The 16,403-nt window shown below is 62.4% G+C and carries 17 protein-coding genes; all 17 read right to left on the bottom strand.

All coding sequences use genetic code 11. The features are described from left to right. Position 1 precedes the first annotated feature (1 nt). Complete coding sequence (locus ACZZ0A_RS27895) at positions 2 to 1,228, bottom strand: beta-ketoacyl-ACP synthase (protein ID WP_463544001.1); 1,227 nt, start codon at positions 1,226 to 1,228, stop codon at positions 2 to 4. Beyond that, positions 1,228 to 1,956 carry a 3-oxoacyl-ACP reductase FabG gene (gene fabG, locus ACZZ0A_RS27900; RefSeq protein WP_007909450.1) on the bottom strand — a complete coding sequence of 243 codons (729 nt, stop codon included), beginning with the start codon at positions 1,954 to 1,956 and terminating at the stop codon, positions 1,228 to 1,230. The genes ACZZ0A_RS27895 and fabG overlap by 1 nt, the downstream gene beginning before the upstream one ends. Continuing rightward, positions 1,949 to 2,413, bottom strand: a complete 465-nt coding sequence (locus tag ACZZ0A_RS27905) for a hotdog family protein (RefSeq protein WP_463544002.1) — start codon at positions 2,411 to 2,413, stop codon at positions 1,949 to 1,951. Before ACZZ0A_RS27905 ends, fabG begins: the two co-directional genes overlap by 8 nt. Next, positions 2,410 to 3,606: a beta-ketoacyl-[acyl-carrier-protein] synthase family protein gene (locus ACZZ0A_RS27910; protein WP_007909452.1), complete on the bottom strand. Its 1,197-nt coding sequence runs from the start codon at positions 3,604 to 3,606 to the stop codon at positions 2,410 to 2,412. The genes ACZZ0A_RS27905 and ACZZ0A_RS27910 overlap by 4 nt, the downstream gene beginning before the upstream one ends. Continuing rightward, on the bottom strand, positions 3,603 to 4,070 hold the full coding sequence (locus ACZZ0A_RS27915) for a hypothetical protein (RefSeq protein WP_463544003.1): 468 nt from the start codon (positions 4,068 to 4,070) through the stop codon (positions 3,603 to 3,605). Before ACZZ0A_RS27915 ends, ACZZ0A_RS27910 begins: the two co-directional genes overlap by 4 nt. Positions 4,071 to 4,210: 140 nt before the next feature. Continuing rightward, on the bottom strand, positions 4,211 to 4,936 hold the full coding sequence (locus ACZZ0A_RS27920; protein ID WP_123375579.1) for a class I SAM-dependent methyltransferase: 726 nt from the start codon (positions 4,934 to 4,936) through the stop codon (positions 4,211 to 4,213). Continuing rightward, a complete protein-coding gene (locus tag ACZZ0A_RS27925; RefSeq protein WP_007909466.1) occupies positions 4,933 to 6,180 on the bottom strand; it encodes an NAD(P)/FAD-dependent oxidoreductase in 1,248 nt (415 codons plus the stop codon). Before ACZZ0A_RS27925 ends, ACZZ0A_RS27920 begins: the two co-directional genes overlap by 4 nt. Further along, complete coding sequence (locus ACZZ0A_RS27930; protein WP_463544004.1) at positions 6,167 to 7,330, bottom strand: cation:proton antiporter; 1,164 nt, start codon at positions 7,328 to 7,330, stop codon at positions 6,167 to 6,169. Before ACZZ0A_RS27930 ends, ACZZ0A_RS27925 begins: the two co-directional genes overlap by 14 nt. Continuing rightward, complete coding sequence (locus tag ACZZ0A_RS27935) at positions 7,327 to 9,666, bottom strand: MMPL family transporter (RefSeq protein WP_463544005.1); 2,340 nt, start codon at positions 9,664 to 9,666, stop codon at positions 7,327 to 7,329. The genes ACZZ0A_RS27930 and ACZZ0A_RS27935 overlap by 4 nt, the downstream gene beginning before the upstream one ends. Next, positions 9,650 to 10,252: an outer membrane lipoprotein carrier protein LolA gene (locus ACZZ0A_RS27940; protein WP_463544006.1), complete on the bottom strand. Its 603-nt coding sequence runs from the start codon at positions 10,250 to 10,252 to the stop codon at positions 9,650 to 9,652. Before ACZZ0A_RS27940 ends, ACZZ0A_RS27935 begins: the two co-directional genes overlap by 17 nt. Next, positions 10,249 to 10,674: an acyl-CoA thioesterase gene (locus ACZZ0A_RS27945; RefSeq protein ID WP_016983876.1), complete on the bottom strand. Its 426-nt coding sequence runs from the start codon at positions 10,672 to 10,674 to the stop codon at positions 10,249 to 10,251. Before ACZZ0A_RS27945 ends, ACZZ0A_RS27940 begins: the two co-directional genes overlap by 4 nt. After that, positions 10,667 to 12,211, bottom strand: coding sequence for an HAL/PAL/TAL family ammonia-lyase (locus ACZZ0A_RS27950; RefSeq protein WP_007909484.1), 1,545 nt, complete (start codon positions 12,209 to 12,211; stop codon positions 10,667 to 10,669). Before ACZZ0A_RS27950 ends, ACZZ0A_RS27945 begins: the two co-directional genes overlap by 8 nt. Then, positions 12,192 to 13,139 (bottom strand): LpxL/LpxP family acyltransferase, encoded by a 948-nt coding sequence (locus ACZZ0A_RS27955; protein ID WP_095113449.1) that lies wholly within the window; start codon positions 13,137 to 13,139, stop codon positions 12,192 to 12,194. The genes ACZZ0A_RS27950 and ACZZ0A_RS27955 overlap by 20 nt, the downstream gene beginning before the upstream one ends. Continuing rightward, positions 13,136 to 13,870 carry a glycosyltransferase family 2 protein gene (locus ACZZ0A_RS27960; protein ID WP_007909487.1) on the bottom strand — a complete coding sequence of 245 codons (735 nt, stop codon included), beginning with the start codon at positions 13,868 to 13,870 and terminating at the stop codon, positions 13,136 to 13,138. Before ACZZ0A_RS27960 ends, ACZZ0A_RS27955 begins: the two co-directional genes overlap by 4 nt. A gap of 59 nt (positions 13,871 to 13,929) precedes the next feature. Next, a complete protein-coding gene (locus ACZZ0A_RS27965; protein ID WP_007909499.1) occupies positions 13,930 to 15,609 on the bottom strand; it encodes an acyl-CoA synthetase family protein in 1,680 nt (559 codons plus the stop codon). Beyond that, on the bottom strand, positions 15,606 to 16,151 hold the full coding sequence (locus ACZZ0A_RS27970; protein ID WP_007909501.1) for a COG4648 family protein: 546 nt from the start codon (positions 16,149 to 16,151) through the stop codon (positions 15,606 to 15,608). Before ACZZ0A_RS27970 ends, ACZZ0A_RS27965 begins: the two co-directional genes overlap by 4 nt. Further along, positions 16,148 to 16,402 carry an acyl carrier protein gene (locus ACZZ0A_RS27975; RefSeq protein ID WP_007909503.1) on the bottom strand — a complete coding sequence of 85 codons (255 nt, stop codon included), beginning with the start codon at positions 16,400 to 16,402 and terminating at the stop codon, positions 16,148 to 16,150. Before ACZZ0A_RS27975 ends, ACZZ0A_RS27970 begins: the two co-directional genes overlap by 4 nt. Between the last annotated feature and the right edge of the window lies 1 nt (position 16,403).

Here is a 16,403-nt window from a genome sequence, read left to right on the forward strand (position 1 = left end):
GTCAGTGCCAGCGGCGGAAAATCAACGAGGTGTTGACGCCACCAAAAGCGAAATTGTTGTTCATCACGTAGTCGTGATGCATCTGGCGGAATTCACCGCGCAGGTAATCGAGCTTGCCGCAGTGCGGATCGACCTCGTCGAGGTTGAACGTGTGCACGTACAGATCGCGGTTCATCATCTCGATGCTGAACCATGACTCCAGCGCACCGCAGGCGCCGAGGGTGTGGCCGAGGAAGCTCTTCTGCGAACTGATCGGCATGTGTTCACCGAACAAACTGCTGGTCGCCAGTGTTTCGGCAATGTCGCCCTGTTCTGTAGCGGTGCCGTGGCCATTTACATAACCGATGGCATCCGGCGCGAGTCCGGCGTCTTCCAGCGCCAGTTCCATGGCGCGGCGCATGGTTACTTGCTCCGGGCGCGTGGTGTGCTGGCCGTCGGCGTTGCTGCCGAAACCGACAATCTCGGCGTGGATGTGCGCACCGCGCGCCAAAGCATGTTCCAGCTCTTCAAGCACCAGCATGCCGCCACCTTCACCGATTACCAAGCCATCGCGGCCCTTGTCGTACGGGCGTGGGCTGGTTTGCGGCGCATCGTTTTTCAGGCTGGTGGCGTAGAGTGCGTCGAAGACCATGGCTTCGGTCGGGCACAGCTCTTCGGCGCCGCCGGCGAGCATCAGCGGCAGGCGGCCGAACTTGATCGCCTCGTAGGCGTAACCGATGCCCTGGCTGCCGCTGGTGCAGGCGCTGGACGTCGGGATCAAACGCCCGGTGAGGCCAAAGAAAATGCTGATATTGGCGGCGGTGGTGTGCGGCATCATCCGCACGTAGGAGTTGGCGTTGAGGCCTTCGGCGACCGAGTTGAGCAGCATGTTGCCGAACGCTTTGATCTCGTCGGTGCTGCCAGTGGACGAACCACAAGCCACGCCCATGCGCCCATCCTTGATCGATTCGTCACCGAGCAGACCGGCGTCAGCCAGGGCTTTTTCCGCCGCGCCGACTGCCAGTCGCGACACCCGGCCCATGCTGCGCAATTGCTTGCGGGTCCAGTGCGCAGGTACTTCGAAGTCATCGATCGGGCCGGCCAGGCGCGTGTTGAGTTCGCTGAAGCGATCCCACTCGTCCATCCGGCGAATTCCGCTGCGGTTGGCCGCGAAGTTGCCGGCGATGGTCTCCCAGTCGCTGCCCAGCGAGGTGATGCCGGCCATGCCGGTGACGACGACGCGCTTCATCAGCACAAGCCTCCGTTGACCGCCAGCACCTGGCGGGTGATGTACGAGGCTTCCGCCGACATCAGGAAATTCACCGCACTGGCGACCTCTTCCGGGGTACCCATGCGTTGCGCGGGGATCATTTTCATCAATTCTTCCACCGGCACGTTTTCGTCGAGCATCGCCGTGTCGATCAGGCCCGGCGCGACGCAGTTAACGGTGATTTTGCGCTTGCCCAGCTCGATCGCCAACGCCTTTGCCGCACCGATCACGCCGGCCTTGGAGGCGCTGTAGTTGACCTGGCCACGGTTGCCGATCAGCCCCGACACCGAGGTGATGCAAACAATGCGACCGGCGGCGCGGCGGCGGATCATCGGCATCATCACCGGGTGCAGAACGTTGTAGAAACCGTCGAGGTTAGTGCGCAGGACTACGTCCCAATCGTCATCGCTCAGCGCTGGAAACGCGCCGTCGCGGGTCAGCCCGGCGTTCAACACCACGCCGTAATAGGCGCCGTGAGTTTCCACGTCAGCTTCAAGGATCGCCTTGCAGGTTTCCCGGTCGGCAACGTCGAATTGCAGAATCCGCGCCTTGCGCCCCAGCGCTTCGATTTGCGCCTGAACACCTTGCGCCTCAGTCACGCCGCTGCGGCAATGCAGGACGATATCGTGCCCGGCCTGCGCCAGACGCAAGGCAATGGCCCGGCCGATGCCACGGCTGGAGCCGGTGACCAGTACGGATTCAGTCATCGTTCGACTCCTGTGTCTGTTGCAGATATTGATTGACCTGAGGCGGACGGAACACATTCAGGCGCGCGCTGGCATGAATGCCATCGCCATTGATATGGCATTCGAAGACACCCATGCCGTTGTCGTCTTCCAGCGAGCGCAGACCATGAATGATCAGATCGGTGCCGGCGGGAAACGCTTCGACGTTGCACTCGAACTTGCGTGTGCCGAGCAGAAAGCCCAACTCCACCGGATTGCCTTTCTGCTTTGCGTGGCAACCGGCAAAAGCGGCGACGCTTTGCGCCATCAGCTCGATGCCGACCCAGGCTGGCAGGCTGCCGTCGGGCAGATTGAACAAGCCATCGGGCTTGACCGTGAGGCGGGTGAAAATCTGCTCCTCGTCAAAGCTTGAGATGCTGTCGATCAGAATCATGTCGCCCGCATGGGGCAGCAGTTCGGCGAGCGGCCAGGCCGTCATGGGGCGTCTCCGATAATCAGACTGACGTTATTGCCGCCGAAGGCAAACGAGTTGCTCATCAGGTAGCGGGGTGCAATGGACGTCAGGCGCTCGCTCGCGGTCACCCACTGCAGCGACGGCAGCGCGGGATCGGCCTGCGCATCCCAGACGTGCGGCGGCAAGGCGTGAGCGGGGTTGTCGGCGCTCAGGCTCAGCCAGCAGAACGCCGCTTCCAGCGCACCGGCCGCGCCGAGGGTATGGCCGGTCATCGGTTTGGTCGAGGAGCAGGCGACGCCCTCAGGGAACAGCGTCGCAACCGCCAGACTTTCCATGGCGTCGTTGTGTTGGGTGGCGGTGCCGTGCAGGTTCAGGTAGCTGATCTGCGCTGCTTGCAGATGAGCGCGGCTCAAGGCTTTCTGCATTGCTTGCAGGGCACCGCGCCCGGTCGGCTCAGGGGCGGAAATGTGATGGGCGTCGGAACTGGCACCGGCGCCGAGCAAGGCAATGGCCGGGCCTTCGCCCTGCTGTTTGCTCATTACGAACAGCACTGCCGCTTCGCCGATATTGATGCCGCTGCGGTTGGCCGAGAACGGATTGCAGCGCTCGTCGGATATCGCTTCGAGTGACGAGAAACCGTTGAGGGTCAGTTTGCACAGGCTGTCGACGCCGCCACACAGCACCGCGTCGCACAGGCCCAGATCGAGCAGACGCTGAGCGCTCATCAATGCGCGGGCGCTGGAGGTGCACGCCGTGGAAATCACATAGGCCGGGCCGCTCAGTTGCAGCCAGTCGGCGAGGAAATTGGCCGGGGCGCCGAGCTCCTGTTGGCGGTAGTCGTATTCCGCCGGGAAACGCTGCTCGCGGATGTAGTGCGCCAGACCACGGCTGGCCTCGTCGATGCCCGAAGTGCTGGTGCCGAGGACCACGCCGATGCGCTCGCGGCCATAAGTCTGGATCGCCTGGTCGATCTCATTGCGAATCTGCAATGCCGCTTCCAGCAACAGCTGGTTATTGCGGCTGCGCTGATCGGCGAGTTCTGCCGGGATCGGCGCCAGTTCACCCTGGACGGCAGCGACCGGCAACTCACGCTCCGCCACCCAGCCGGACTCGCGGCGCATGCCTGAGCAGTCGCCGGCGAACAGGTTGCGCGCGACGGCATGTTTGTCGCGGCCCAGTGCGCAAATCACGCCGAGGGCATTCAGGTAAGCGGTCATGGTGTCGGTTCACCCAGCGGAGAAACGCGGTAGTGCGGGCCTTGGGGCAGGTTCAATTCGAAGCTCAACGGTTGTGAATAACGGATATCCCAGCGCGCCGGCAGAGCGCGTTGCTGTCCCTGTTGTTGCGCGACGGGGTAATTTCGCAGCAGTTCGCCGGAAGGGGTCAGGGCGAATAACAGCGCAGCAAACAATTCGCGGGCTTCCGGGTTCGGCGGCAACAGCCCATCGGCCTGCCAGTGGCCGTCGATCAGTTGCTGACGCGCTTGCGGAATACCCAGCGGATCCATCATCGACCAGCGGATGCCCGGGCCTTCGCGCTGGATCACCAGCAGCCAGTCCTGGCGTTGTTCGGCTTGATTGCGTTCAATGTGCAATTGCAGCGGCAGCGGGAGTGTCGGATTGCCCTCCGGCAACGGCGCCTGGCTGGCGCAGGCACTCAGGAGGACAAATACCACCAACATTAGCCACACCACAAACCTTGTGGGAGCTGGCTTGCCAGCGATGGCGCCGGCACATCGAGCATTTTTGTTGACTGACACACCGCTATCGCTGGCAAGCCAGCTCCCACAGGGTTTCGGGTGTGCAGGTCGATAGCTGTGCATCAGAAAGTACCTTGCAGCGGCTTGCGCGCTACCACGTTGACCAGCGTTTCCTCACGCTGCCCAAACGGTTTCGGTTTGCGTAAGCCAAACCGTTCCAGCAAGCCAAAATCCTTCGACCGGCTCCACCACAGATACGGGTACGAGACATTCTTCTCGGCAAACTCGAAACCCTGCCCGCGAATCATCTGCAGATACTGCGCCGCACTCTTTTGCACGTGCATCGGATGGCGGAACAACCAGCGGATCACCCAAGTATCAATGTAAGCCTCGGTGGACTCGGCGAACAGCAGATAGCCACCCGGTTTCAGCACCCGGTAAAACTCGGCCAAAGCCTTTTCCTGCTCGACCAGATGATGAAAGGTCTGGTGGCAGAACAGCAGATCAACGCTGGCGTCCGGCACATTGAGCGTCGCGCAGTCACTGCCGATCAGCTCTACATCGAGGCCCAGACGCGTCGCTTCTTCAGCGCTCAACTCCAGGCTGTGCGGATCGGCGTCAACACCGATCAAACGCTGTGGCGCGAAGGTCTGGCGCAGATGACCGAACGACTTGCCCTGTCCGCAACCAGCGTCCAGCAACACCGGATGTTCCGGCAGCGCTTCACTGAACAAACCACGCAAATCATTGATCGCCACCCGCAACACGTGGTGCTGCCAGGTGTGGCTGCGCAGGAACCAGAAACCAAAGCGGGTTTCCTCGACGTAGCTGTCGCTCAAGTAGTTCATGTGGCGTCCTTTGCACAAAGTTCGGAAATCATCTTCAAGCGACGGCGCGCTTCGCTGACGAACGGGTTGCGCTCATCCCAGGCGTAGCCGGCGAGGATCGAGCAAATCATCCGACGGATTTCCGCCTGACTGTCTTCATAAAAAATCACGTCTTGAAACGTGCCGGCATACCAGCCCTCGACGTAGCAGCGGAAGGTGTCGACGCCGCGCTTGAGCGGCTCGGCGAATTCGCTTTGCCAGTCGACCGTTTCACCTTGTAACTGACGGTGCAGCACGGCGGCGGCCATGCTCGCCGAGCGCATGGCGATGGTCACGCCGGAGGAGAACACCGGGTCGAGAAATTCTGCCGCGTTGCCGAGCAGGGCGAAGCCCGCCCCGTGCAGGGTTTTCACATTGGCGGCGTAACCGCCGAGGGTGCGCGCCGGGGTGTCCCACACAGCCTTGTCGAGTACGCCGGCAAGGCTTGGGGTTTCGGCGATGAAGCTGCGCAGGCAGGCATCCAGATCGCTGTCGCGGCCCTTGAAGTGCTCTTGCGCCGCGACCACACCCACCGAGCAGCGTCCGTTGCTGAACGGGATCGTCCAGAACCAGACATCGCGATGTTCCGGATGCGTGGTGACGAGGATTTTCTCGCGGTCGAATGCCGGGTTGTCGATGTGATCTTCAACGTGGGTGAACACCGCCTGACGCACCGGGAAATTAGACGGTGCTTCCAGGTCCAGCAGACGTGACAGCACGCGGCCGTAACCACTGGCATCGAGGACGAAATCCGCTTCGAGGCGGTATTCACTGCTGTCTTCGCGGCGCACATGCAGTTGCGGTTTCGCCCGTTCGAAATCGACGCTGACGATGGCATCGCCGTAGCGGATTTCCGCGCCTTGCAGCGCCGCTTGATCGGCCAGCAGTTTGTCGAAATCGGCGCGTTGCACCTGAAACGTGGTCGGTTTGCCGCCGGTAAAGGTGTCACCGAAATCGAAGGCGCTGTAACGCTCGCCCCAGGCGAATGCGGCGCCGGTCTTGCGCTGGAATCCGGCGGCGTTGACGGCGTCGAGCATGCCCGCCTCTTCGACGAAATCCAGGCAATGGCTGAGCAGGCTTTCGCCGATCGAAAAGCGCGGAAAATGCTGGCGCTCGATCACCAGTACATCGTGGCCCTTGCGCTTGAGCAGCGCAGCGGCGATGGCGCCGGACGGGCCGGCACCGATGATCACGACCTGACGGGATTCCATTTCAACGATTGGCACGTGAACTCCGGGGCAGGTGGGATTTGATATCCAGCGGCGCGCGATGCAGGCCGATAAGGGCCGGTAGCAGCGTCGCGATCAGGCCCATCAGCATCAGCGCGAAGTACAGCGCCGGGGTGATGAGTTGTTGTTGCAAGAGCAAATTGAGAAAGACGATTTCGCTCAGGCCGCGAATGTTCAGCAGCACGCTTTCGCGCCAACGGCTGGCGCCTTCGAACGAAGCGCCGGCCCAGCCGAGGCCGAGCCAGTTGCCAAGCAGTTTACTGGCAATCGGCAACAGCAGCAGCGCCGCCCATTGCAGCGGACCAAGGCTGGCGAGGGCACTGTGCACGTCGATCTGGACGATGCCGAACGTCAGAATCAGCGGGATCGCCAGCCACGTCTGCAAACGGTTCATCCAGCGCGCCGGCAACGGCAGCACCAGCGGCACTTTCAGCGCGGCCATGCACAGCAAATAGCCAATGCCGAAGATCAGCGCGTTGAGTTTGTAATGCTCGGCCATCACCAGCAACGCGAAGAAACCGAGGCTGTAGGTCAGTGGTCGGCGTACGCCGATGACGCGCAACAACAACGGCACACAGGCCAGGCCCAGCGGCAACAACAGACTGCTCAGGTGCAGACTGCCTTGGGCGAGCCCGAACAATGTCCAGCAGGCCAGATCAATGAGGATCGCGGTCTGCACCAATCGGCGAGTGGCGGCCGGCGGATATTCGATGTGGCGCAGATACAGGTACAGCACCGGGATCGCGGTAATCGCGAACACCAGACCGATGGCCAGCGAGTTGAGCCACGGTTGCGTCGGCAGCAGCCAATACGCAGCGGCAAGACCACAGGCGAACGGCACGAGGAAACTCGGCACGGCGATTTTCACGCTCTGCCGATCCAGTTTCAGATCGATCACATCACTGAGAATGTGTCCGAGCAGCAGGGCAAAACTCAGGCTGTAGAGGTTTTTCAGCCAGTCTGGCGCGATCAGTTCGGCGCCACTGAGCTGCCAGCCCGGTTCGATCCAGAAGTACATCAGCAGCGGCAGGCCGAAGCTCGCCAGCAGCAATTGGCTGACAATCGGGATCAGGCCGAAATGGCGGCCAATACGAGTGGCCACGGCGAACAGCGCCATGGCCAGCAGCCAGAAAACGACGACCATCATGCCGCTGGCTCCGCGACGGCTGCCGTGTGTTCGTGGCGCCCGGCCCACGGTGCCAGCATGAAGCTGAACGCCAGACCGAGGCTCACCGACAGACCGAAGTTGCTCACCGCCGGCGTGCTGGAAACCGCCAGCAAACCAAACGACAGCCACGTCGTCACAGCCGCCAGCAAGGTACCGAGCAAACTCACCGCCGCACCACCGACTTGCTCGCGCATAAGAATCGCGTAGTCGACGCTGATGGCTGTCACCAGCAACAGGCCGAACAGGCTGAACAGGGTCAGCGGCTGACCGAGCCAGCCAAGGCTGGCCAGACTGCACAGCGCGGCGAGCAACGGCAGGGCGACAATGCGAAGCGCACCGCCGAGACCGAACGGCAGCATCAGCACCAGCACGATCAGCGCGCAGGAGGCGAGTTTCAGTTCGGCAGCGCTGATTTGCGTCGCGGCAAAAACTTCGTTCAATTCCCCGAGGCGATCGACCAACACCACCCCTGGCAAATCCAGTGCCTGTACCCGCAGCAGCGCCGGGTTATTCAATCCTTGCAGACTGGTCATCGCCGCCACGCCGTCTTCCGTCGGACCGAGCCAGAGCGTGCGATAAGGCTCGCCGAGCGGGCCGGCCAATGCTGCGTCGATGTCCTCGGCAGGCACGGTCTGCAACTGTTGCAGTTCGTTTTGCAACGCGGCGAGCGGCACGCCGAGGTCGAGCAGTGGCTGCCAGTATTGCGGCAGTTTGTTCAGCGCCTGGCGCACTTGCTCTTGCTGGTTCGGCGGGCTCACCAATTGATCGAGGGCCAGATAGCCTTGCAGCTTGTCGAGGTTGACCAGTTGCTCCAGACGTTCGCTCAACGCGGCCTGACGTTCGAGCAATTGCTGCTGATTGTCGGCGCGCACGAGGAAAAACTGGCTGGTCGGCTGATAGCCGGTGATGCGCGCGATGGTCTGCGCTTCGTCGGTCAGGCGTTGCGGCGCGCCGACCCACTGGCGAATGTCATTCTTGCTTTGCAACTGCACCAGACCGCCCACACAGAAGGCGAGCAGCAACGCCAGCAACACCGGCGTGCGCACGCGTTCGAGGAGTTTTTCGCGCAGCGCAACCATGCGCTCGGCCAGATGCAGCGGCCATTGCGCGGGGCGCAGTTCGACGTTTTTCAGCAACGCCGGCAACAGGCACACCGCCGACAGATAGGCACCGAGCAATCCGGCGGCAGAGAACACCGCGATTTGCGTCAGCGCCGGGAACGGCGTCCACGCCAGCGCGAGATAGCCGATGGCGCTGGTGATCAGGCTCAGGGTCAGCCCGGACAGCGTCAGGCGCAACGCCGGCCAACTGCGCCACGGCTTCAGGCTCCAGCTCTTCGACAGATAATGCAGCGGATAATCCACGGCCACGCCGATCAGGCTGGAGCCGAGCACCAATGTCATCACATGCATATGGCCGAACAGCGCGACACAAGCCACCGCCCCGAACAACATGCCGACCAGCACCGGCACGAACGCCAGCAGCACGCGCCAGCGACGGAAAGCGAGCAACAGCAGCAACAGAATACCGATCGTGGCACCGCCGCCGACCCAGGTCATTTCGCGAGTGGCTTGCTGCTGACCGTTGGCCGCGTACAGCAAACCGCTGGCGGCGAGCAGTTGCACGTCGGATTTCGCCGCCTGTTCACGGTTATGTTGCAGCAGCGCGGCTACTTGCAGCGGCAGGTTCATGTCGAACGCGTTGCCGGTGGTGCGTGCCCGCAGCAGCACCCAGCTCTTGCCGTCGGCATCGGCGATCAGCGCGCCGCTGCCGATGTCCAGTTGCACTGCACCGTGCTGCGGCTGGCTGTTCTGAATGCGCCCGGTCAGGCCAAGCCAGTCATCCTGACTCGGCACCAGACTGAAACCGCTGAACGGGTCGAACAGGGCTTGTACGCGTTGCTGAATGAAGGCGTCGGGGTGTTCGATCAGCAATTGCCGATCATCCGCCGAGAGCATCGCCAGTCGCCCTTGCAGCAGTTGTGTGCGCAGCGCTGGCAGGTCTGCTTGCAGGTTCCACTGCACCTTTTCGAACAACCCGCTGGCCTGCCATTGCTCACCCAGGGTTTGCGCCATGGTGACGGCTTGCTGGCGATCGGCGTGGCCGACCAGCACCAGCATCTCGCGGTTAAGTGGTTCTTGCATGCGCTGCTCGGCGCGCTGTTCAAGGGCGTCCGGGTGAGTGCCGGGCACCAGTTCCATCAGGTTCGCCGACAGCGGCGCACCGTCGCGCCATTGCCAACCGGCCAGCGCGACAACGGCCAGCAGCAGGATCAGAAACAGCCAGGGCAGCCTGCGTTCACTCGGCAAAGTCATGTTGCTCCGCGTCGCTCAGCGGTTGGCCAGCGGTGCTGTCCTGCATGCGCAGCACGGTGCTGTCGCCCTGGGTTTCCAGCAGTTCGATGGTCTGCACCAGCGCGCCGCCGTCGATGTTGATCTGGTTGAACACTTGCTTGAGCAGCAGCGAGCGCGGGGTCAGGGTGAGTTTCCACTGTTGTGCATCGCCGCTCAGCGCCAGTTCGAAGTCGCGTTGCAGGCCACTGCTGTCGCCTTGCAGCACGGCGAGAAACAAGCGGTTCTGCTCGGCACCGGCGCTCTTGTTCGGCAGCAACTGCCAGCCATTGCCATCACGCCGGGCGATGCCTTTGGCGCTGATGCGGTAGTCCTGCTGCAGCGGGGTTTTCAGCAACCAGAGCAGGCCGTGGTTTTTTGCCAGAACGAAGCTGCCCTTGCTGATCAGCGGCTGCGGCAGGGCGCGCAGGTGTTTTTCCTGAGTGAACTGGCCGTGGATCACGTCCGGTTTCGCCAGTTGTTCGCTGAGTTGTTGCAGGTCGAAGGCGTTGGCCAGCGCTGACAGCGTCAGCAGCGCCAATACGCTCAGGCTTTTAACCCAAACATTCATCGCAGCATCCTTTCTACGGCGTCGGTGAAGACCTTCGGTGAGGCCAGCTGCATCTCGCGACTGCTGACTTCGACGGCGACTTGCACCGAGCTGGCGCGGGTCAGGCGTTCGCCGCTGTGCAGGTCAGTGATCAGATAATTGATCTTCAGACGGTTTTCCCACTCGACCAGACTGGCGCGCACATTCAGGCGCTGACCGAACACCGCGCCGCGCACATAGCGCAGTTGCAGGTCGATGATCGGCCAGGCGAAACCGGACTCCACCATGTGCGTGTAGTTGTGGCCGATCTTGTCCAGCAGCGCGCAGCGCGCCACTTCGAGGTATTTGACGTAATGCCCATGCCAGACCACGTGCATGGTATCGACGTCGAAAAACGGCACGAGGATCTCGGTGTCGGCGTGAAGCACTCCGGCGCTACGCATGCAACCTCCAGTGTTGCGCGGCGATGCGTTGCAGGCACAGGCGCAATTCGCCTTCCAGTGCGCGGTCTTCGATGACTGGCGGGAAGTCCTTGGCCAGCTCTTCGTGCATCGCTGCCAGCGACGGTGGCAGTGGTCGCGCGTCTTCGGCCTGAGCGCGCAGCCACACGCCCTGGTTGGCGGCGAGCAGGGTAGCGGCGGCGACCTGTTCGGTCAGCTCCAGCACGCGGATCGCATCGCGGGCGGCGATGGTGCCCATGCTGACTTTATCTTGGTTGTGACACTCGGTGGAGCGCGAGAAGACGCTGGCGGGCATGGTATTTTTCAGCGCTTCGGCGGTCCAGGCGCTGGTGCCGATCTGCACGGCTTTGAAGCCATGGTTGATCATCGCGCGATCCGCCGGGGCGCCGGAGAGGTTGCTCGGCAGACCGTGGTTGTAGCGCTCGTCGACCAGCAAGGCGAGTTGCCGGTCCAGCAGGTCAGCAACGTTGGCCACGAGGTTTTTCAGGCTGTCCATGGCGAACGCGATATGCCCGCCGTAGAAGTGCCCACCGTGCAACACGCGCTCGGCTTCGGCGTCGATGATCGGGTTATCGTTGGCGCTGTTCAGTTCGGTTTCGATGAACGAACGCAGCCAGTTCAGGCTGTCGGCCAACACCCCGAGCACATGCGGGGCGCAGCGCAGCGAATAGCGATCCTGCAATCGATGCAGCGGCGCAGTCGGCGCGTCGATCGCCAGATCCCTGCGCAGCCACGCGGCGACCTGCATTTGCCCCGGATGCGGTTTGGCGGCGAACAGGCGCTCGTCAAAGTGCTCCGGGTTGCCTTGCAGCGCGACCACGTTGAGCGCGGTGATGCGCGTGGCCAGTTGCAGCAGATAGTCGGCGCGGGCGAAAGCGAGGCAGGCAAGACCGGTCATCACCGCAGTGCCGTTCATCAGTGCCAGTGCTTCTTTCGGGCGCAGCACCAAAGGTGTCCAGCCCAGTTCGCGATGCACATCGGCCGCCTGACGGCGCTCGCCACGGAACATCACTTCACGCTCGCCGGACAGTGTTGCGGCAACGTAGGACAGCGGCGTCAGATCGCCGCTGGCGCCGACCGAACCTTCTTCGGGAATCAGTGGGAGGATGTCGTATTCGAGAAACGCGTGCAGACGCTCCAGCAGTTCCACACGCACCCCGGAGACGCCGTGACACAGCGACTGCAACCGTGCCGCGAGCACCGCGCGTGTGGCTTGGGCATCGAGCAGTTTGCCTAACCCGCAGCCGTGGAAGGTGTAGAGGTGACGCGGCAACGCTTCGACGTGATGCAACGGCACCGCGACCACGCAGGAGTCGCCGTAACCGGTGGTGACGCCGTAGATCACGCCTTCCTTGTCCAGCAGCGAATCGAGGAACCGCGCGCCCTTGGCGATGCGTTCGCGATAGTCGGCGTCGCTCTGCAACTGCACGGGTGCCTGACGGTTGGCCAAGGCCAGCACGTCTTCGATGCGCAAAGGGCGTTCGCCGAAGGTTACCGGCTCATGGGTTGGCGTGGTCATCGGTCTTCCAGAAAGGGTAAAAGTTGAACCATTGTTGCGGCGCTTCGAGGCAATAGTGACTCAGGCGCTGCGCATAGCGGGTGGCCCACTGATGAATGACCTGCTCGCGCTCGCTGCGCTTCCATACCACGGCGTCGGCGAAGGGCTCGAGGGTCAGGCGATAGTGACCGTCCGGTTGCTTGAGGCACATCAGCAGGTTGACCGGGCATTTCAGCAGACCGGCGAGCAGCCACGGCCCTTGCGGGAACGGCGCCGGATGGCCGAGAAAGTCCACGGTGACGCTGCGCCCGCCATGCAGCGGCACGCGGTCGCCGGCAATCGCCAGCCACTCGCCGCGCTCCAGCCGTTCGTGCAGTTGCAGCATGATTACCGGGTCGAGTTCGCTGACCTGAATCAGGCGCAGATTGGTCGCCCCGGCTTCACCGAGCAGGCGGTTGAATTGCTCGGCGTGCTTGGTGTGTACCAGCACGTTCATGGTGACCTTTTCGCCGATCTCCGCCAGTGCGCGGCACACTTCCAGATTGCCCAGGTGCGCGCCGACCAGCAGTTGCCCGCGACTGCCGCGCAACTGATTGCGCAGTAGCGCCGGGTCGATGATTTCGATTTGTTCGATACGCAGTTTGCCGTTCCATACGTCGAGCTTGTCGAGCATCGAATCGGCGAACGCCATGAACTGACCGAACACCCGCCAATGAGTAGGGCGCAACGCGTCGCGCTGACTCCATGCGGCCAGGCGCCGCTGGTATTGCCAGGCGCTGTGTCGCGCGGTGCGGCCAAACAGGAAAAAGTACAGGACGATGCCGTACAGCAACGGGCTGAGCAGGCGTCGCCCCAAGACCTTGGCGGCGAACGCGGTGAATTTCATCAGCAGGAAGCTGCCGCGCTCTTCGCGGTCAGCCCAGTGCTTTTTGTCGGCTTCGCCGGTCATGTTCGCCACCGCCGCCAGAGGATCACCGGGAAGCGCAGCAACATGCCGAGAAACAGCCGTGTGTGCATGCTGGAAATCAGCGCGTTGTCGTGGAACAAGCGGAAGTGCGACACACCGTCCAGCGGGTAGTGCACGCTGGTTTGCAGCCAGCGCATCGGCTGATTGCGCCACGACAGGCGCACGAGAATGTCTGAGTCGAAATCCATGCGCTTACCGACTTTTGCCGAGTCGATCACCGCCAGCGTCGGGGCCAGCGGATAGACGCGAAAACCGCACATCGAATCGCGGATCTGCAGCGACAGCGTGTTGATCCAGACCATGACGTGGGTCAGATAGCGCGCATACAAACGGCCTTTCGGCACACTCTCGTCGAACAGCGGATAACCGCAGATCATCGCCTCGGGATGTGCGCGGGACTCGTCGACGAAACGGGCAACATCGTGCAAGTCGTGCTGACCGTCGGCATCGACCTGCAGCGCATGGCTGAAACCCAATAGCGAGGCTTCGCGCAAACCGGTCATGACCGCGCCACCCTTGCCCTGATTGGCGGTCAGGCGCACCAGGTGCACGTTGTCGCGTTCCGCCAAACCGTCGAGCACCTTGGCACAGGACTGGGTGCTGGCGTCATCCACCAGAATGCACGGCAAGCCTTGCGCGAGCAGGGCGTCGACCACGGTGCCGATCGCGGTTTCGTGGTTATAAACCGGGATCACTGCACAAGGATTATGCATGCCGGTGATTCCTGTGGGAGCGAGCCTGCTCGCGATTGAGTGCGCAGCACTCACCAAGGTCAACCATGCTCTGCACCCAAAAGGATCCGCCCACTGGAGCAGGTCGCCGTGTCATTGCGATAAGCGAAATACAACTTGCCGCGCTCCAGATCAAACCGCAGATGCAGCTGAATTTCATCTCCGGGCCGCACCAATTGCTGGAATTTCAGCACTTCCATACCGGCAAACGGGCCGGTCAGGTTGAGCAATTGGCGACCCAGGTTCAACGCCCATTCCACCTGCACCACGCCGGGCAATACCGGCGCCTTGGGGAAGTGGCCGCTGAAGTAGGCAAGGTCCGGTGGCACGCTCAGTTGCAGGCTCCACTCGCCAGCGCTTTCGACTTGTTCCAGCACCTCGGGCGCTTTCGGTCGCGGCGCCATCAACAGCGCTTCGATATCGACCTGCGGCAGCTTGCCTTGGCTGTTCAACGGCAATTGCCGCACCAGCCGCCAGCGTCGCGGCAAAGCCAGCGCTTCGCAGTGTTGGCGCAAATGCTGGCGCAGGGTTTCGGTCAGGTTGCGGCGGCCGTGTTCCCGCAAGGCAAACAGGCCGGCCTCGCTAAGCACCAGCAGTGCACCGAGGGAGGCGCGATTTTCCTGCACCACGCCGAGACGTGCTTCGGCGACCCAGTCATGGGTCACCAGCGCTTGTTCGAGCATGGGCAGAGAAATGCGTTTTTCTTCGAGTTTGACGATCCGGTCCAACCGCCCCAACAGTTCGAAACGACCATCGGCGGCGATGCGCGCTGCATCAGCGGTGTGCTCGACGTGTCCGGCAGGCAGGTAAGGTGAAGCGATCAGTAGAGCGCCGTCGTTATCCTGGCTCAGTTCGACACCGGCGAACGGTTGCCACAGTTGTTCACCCTGACGCCAGGCAATGCCGCCGGTTTCCGAGCTGCCGAGAATTTCCGTCGGCCACTGCTGCAAGCGCTGTTGCAGACTCTGCGCGGCCTCAAGCGGCAACGCCCCACCGGAGGAAAACACCCGGCGCACGGCGCTCAGGGCTGGCCAGTCGAGGTTGTCGCCCATGCGTTTGAGCAGCGCCGGGCTGGCGACCCAGGCGAAGGCCGGGTATTCGCGGCTGGCGCGCTGCATATCTTCCGGGAAGGCCAGTTGCTGTCGCACAAAAGCGCGCCCGGCGCACAGCGGCCACAGCACGCGAAACAGCAAACCGTAGATGTGTTGGGTGGCGACGCTGCCGATGATGCAGGCCTCACCGAGGTCCGTGCCCCACAGTTGCTCCAGTGCTTCAACTTCGTTGGCCAGTTGGCACAGGGTCTTGTCGATGCGCTTGGGCTCGCCGCTGGAGCCGGACGTGCACAGGCTCAGACGGCACCGGTCGAGATCCAGTTCGGCGCCGGGCAATGGCGGCTGATTAAAGTCGCTCAGTTGCGCGTCATCGGCATGATCCGTCAGCCACAGATCGACGTCAGCGGACCAACGCTGGCGGGTTTGCGCTTGCAGGTCCGAGGGCAGCAGCACACTGACGCCGGCACGCCATGCGCCCAGCAAAGCGATGGCCAGTTCGGCGGCGTCCTCAAGATGCACAGCCAGGCGCTTCACGCCCTGCGCTTGCAGACCGGCGGCAATGCTCAGCGCCTGTTCGCACAGGTGCGCGTGATCGAGGGCCGGTGCGTGGCTGATGGCCCGCGCCGGCACAGGCTTGAGCAACAGCTGCTCAAGTTTTATCCAATTCATGTGCGGCCTCTTACCCGTTGTCGTATCAGCCATTCAATGGCAAACATCAGGCCGATCAATCCATAGGAGATCAGGCCGGTGTACAACATCCACCAATTCAGCGGCGCCCACAGGGTCAGGAGGGCGGCGCACAAACCGTTGCAGAAGAAAAACACGCTCCAGGCCACCGTGACCTTTCGCGTATAGCGAATCGCAATGTCCGGCAACTCTGGCTCACGCAAGCGCGCCAGACGCTCGACCATCGGCGGACCGAATTTCAGGCTCAGGCTGAACAGCACCAGCATGAAACCGCTGATCAGCACCGGATACCAGCGCAGCAACAGCGGGCTGTCGAACAGCGCCAGCAGCAGGCAGAACACAATGGCCACGCCAGCCATCCACAGGCTGCCGGGCTTGCGCTCGCCGGTCAGCGCCCGTGCCAGCCAGAGACTGCCCAACAGCAGGCCGAACTGCCACGGAGCAAAATGCTCCATGCCGAAATACACCGCAAAGGGATACAGCAGACCGGCCAGCAGCAGGCCGAGGCCGATCAGTCGGCTCATGCGGCCGGTTGAACCAGACGGTAGACCGCCTCGACCACGTCACCGACCGTGCGTACCGATTTGAATTCTTCGGCGGCAATTTTCTTGCCGGTCTGGCGCTTGATGTGATCAATCAGATCGACCGCGTCGATGCTGTCGATTTCCAGATCCTGATACAGATTGGACTCCAGGCTCACACGGGCAGGATCCAGTTCGAACAGCTCGACCAAGGCATCGCGCAGGGTGTTGAAAATATCGTCACGAGTTTGCATG

Source organism: Pseudomonas sp. AC242, from assembly GCF_979258655.1.

Bases quoted from the DNA above. Each gene is read 5' to 3' on its own strand.
- ACZZ0A_RS27895 (WP_463544001.1), bottom strand. From the start codon at position 1,228: ATGAAGCGCGTCGTCGTCACCGGCATGGCCGGCATCACCTCGCTGGGC.
- fabG (WP_007909450.1), bottom strand. From the start codon at position 1,956: ATGACTGAATCCGTACTGGTCACCGGCTCCAGCCGTGGCATCGGCCGG.
- ACZZ0A_RS27905 (WP_463544002.1), bottom strand. From the start codon at position 2,413: ATGACGGCCTGGCCGCTCGCCGAACTGCTGCCCCATGCGGGCGACATG.
- ACZZ0A_RS27910 (WP_007909452.1), bottom strand. From the start codon at position 3,606: ATGACCGCTTACCTGAATGCCCTCGGCGTGATTTGCGCACTGGGCCGC.
- ACZZ0A_RS27915 (WP_463544003.1), bottom strand. From the start codon at position 4,070: ATGTTGGTGGTATTTGTCCTCCTGAGTGCCTGCGCCAGCCAGGCGCCG.
- ACZZ0A_RS27920 (WP_123375579.1), bottom strand. From the start codon at position 4,936: ATGAACTACTTGAGCGACAGCTACGTCGAGGAAACCCGCTTTGGTTTC.
- ACZZ0A_RS27930 (WP_463544004.1), bottom strand. From the start codon at position 7,330: ATGATGGTCGTCGTTTTCTGGCTGCTGGCCATGGCGCTGTTCGCCGTG.
- ACZZ0A_RS27935 (WP_463544005.1), bottom strand. From the start codon at position 9,666: ATGACTTTGCCGAGTGAACGCAGGCTGCCCTGGCTGTTTCTGATCCTG.
- ACZZ0A_RS27940 (WP_463544006.1), bottom strand. From the start codon at position 10,252: ATGAATGTTTGGGTTAAAAGCCTGAGCGTATTGGCGCTGCTGACGCTG.
- ACZZ0A_RS27945 (WP_016983876.1), bottom strand. From the start codon at position 10,674: ATGCGTAGCGCCGGAGTGCTTCACGCCGACACCGAGATCCTCGTGCCG.
- ACZZ0A_RS27950 (WP_007909484.1), bottom strand. From the start codon at position 12,211: ATGACCACGCCAACCCATGAGCCGGTAACCTTCGGCGAACGCCCTTTG.
- ACZZ0A_RS27955 (WP_095113449.1), bottom strand. From the start codon at position 13,139: ATGACCGGCGAAGCCGACAAAAAGCACTGGGCTGACCGCGAAGAGCGC.
- ACZZ0A_RS27960 (WP_007909487.1), bottom strand. From the start codon at position 13,870: ATGCATAATCCTTGTGCAGTGATCCCGGTTTATAACCACGAAACCGCG.
- ACZZ0A_RS27965 (WP_007909499.1), bottom strand. From the start codon at position 15,609: ATGAATTGGATAAAACTTGAGCAGCTGTTGCTCAAGCCTGTGCCGGCG.
- ACZZ0A_RS27970 (WP_007909501.1), bottom strand. From the start codon at position 16,151: ATGAGCCGACTGATCGGCCTCGGCCTGCTGCTGGCCGGTCTGCTGTAT.
- ACZZ0A_RS27975 (WP_007909503.1), bottom strand. From the start codon at position 16,402: ATGCAAACTCGTGACGATATTTTCAACACCCTGCGCGATGCCTTGGTC.